The sequence below is a fragment of the Streptomyces melanogenes genome (assembly GCF_014649795.1).
Lineage (GTDB): Bacteria > Actinomycetota > Actinomycetes > Streptomycetales > Streptomycetaceae > Streptomyces > Streptomyces noboritoensis.
Genome location: NZ_BMTS01000078.1, coordinates 1 through 1,483, shown reverse-complemented (window position 1 = coordinate 1,483; position 1,483 = coordinate 1). Strand labels below are relative to the sequence as shown.

The following is a 1,483-nucleotide window of genomic DNA, read 5'->3' as shown; positions in this document are numbered from 1 at the left end:
GGTGAGGTCGACTCGGGGCGCCCTGCTGGTGTTTCCAACAGTGGGTTTCCCCGAGCCGCCTCCCGAACCCGGCGTGCCCGTCTCCGGGCACCGGGCTCTCCACAAATCCCGTTCCAGGATGTTCAGTTCATCATGCCGTAGTGGGCCACGGAGCCGGAATGAGTTTTCCCCGGTATCGGTATCTGGTCGTGCTTACCTTGGCCGGGTTGAACAGTTCCGCTTCCTCTGTGGCGGGCCACCAGCCGCCGCCGTAATAGCGACGACGGAGCTGTTTCCAAGTGATCCCGGGGTGCTTGCGTCGAATCCATCGTGTCACCCTCATCCACGCATAGTGGCTGAGGTAACAGAAAGCGACGTTCGAGACTCCGGGACGGAAATACGCGCACCATCCCCGCAACACCGAGTTCAGCCGGTGGAGCAAGGACTCCAGCGACAAGCCGACGTTCTGTCGTCCGGTCAGTTCCTTCACCTTTCTCGTCACGGAATGGACTGACTTCCGTGCTGGGTAGGTGTAGATGTACTGCCGATCAGTGCCAAGTTTCCGGTGACGCTGGATGCGCCATCCGAGAAAATCAAGGCCCTCGTCAATGTGCGTGATATGTGTCTTCTCCACCGACAGGCGTAGGCCCATCGGCTTTAATGCCTCTGCGACCTCGTCGCGTAGTTCCTCGGCATGGTCCCGGCGCCCGAAGACGAGCACGAGGAAGTCGTCCGCATACCGGACCAGCCGGTAGTTGGGCAATCCCCGGCGCCGTCTCCTGCGCCGATCCTCGGAGGTGCCATCTGGTCCTCCGAGGCCCTGGGCAATGTGCTCGTCCAGGACCGAGAGCGCGATGTTGGCCAGCAGCGGCGACAGAATCCCGCCCTGCGGGGTCCCGGTGCGTGTGTCCGTGAAAGCTCCGTCACGGGACAGGATCCCGGACTTCAAGAACGCCTTCACCAAGGACAACACCCGCTTGTCCCCGATTCGATTCCGCACCCGCTCCATGAGAGCCGGGTGCGCGATCTCGTCGAAGCACGCCGTGATGTCGCCCTCCACCACCCACTCGTATCCGTGGCTGGCGAGGTAGCGGGTCTCGGCGATCGCATCGTGAGCACGGCGGTTCGGGCGGAACCCGTAGGAACACGGGAGGAAATCCGCCTCGAACACCGGCTCCAGCACCAGTTTCAAGGACGCCTGGACCACTCGGTCCGCCACGGTCGGAATCCCGAGACGACGAAGCTTGCCGTTCGCCTTGGGAATCATCTGCTCGCGGACGGGAACCGGATGGAAGCTGCGGTCTTTTATCTGGGTCCGCAGCTTGTCGAGAAACGCCTCGACTCCTTGCCCAGCCTCGATGGAGCGGGCGGTCTTCCCATCCACTCCGGCCGTGCGGGCACCCTTGTTTCCCCGGACACGGTCCCACGCCACCAACAGGAAGGCGGGATCGGCCACGAGGTTGAACAGGTCGTCGAACCTGCGATGAGAATCATCAACAGCCCA

1 protein-coding gene is annotated in these 1,483 nt (G+C 62.8%); it reads right to left on the bottom strand.

Annotated elements, in window-relative coordinates; all coding sequences use genetic code 11:
• Positions 1-130 precede the first annotated feature (130 nt).
• Positions 131-1,483 (bottom strand): group II intron reverse transcriptase/maturase (gene ltrA, locus IE252_RS42810; protein WP_190094926.1); only part of this gene is annotated, 1,353 nt, incomplete at its 5' end.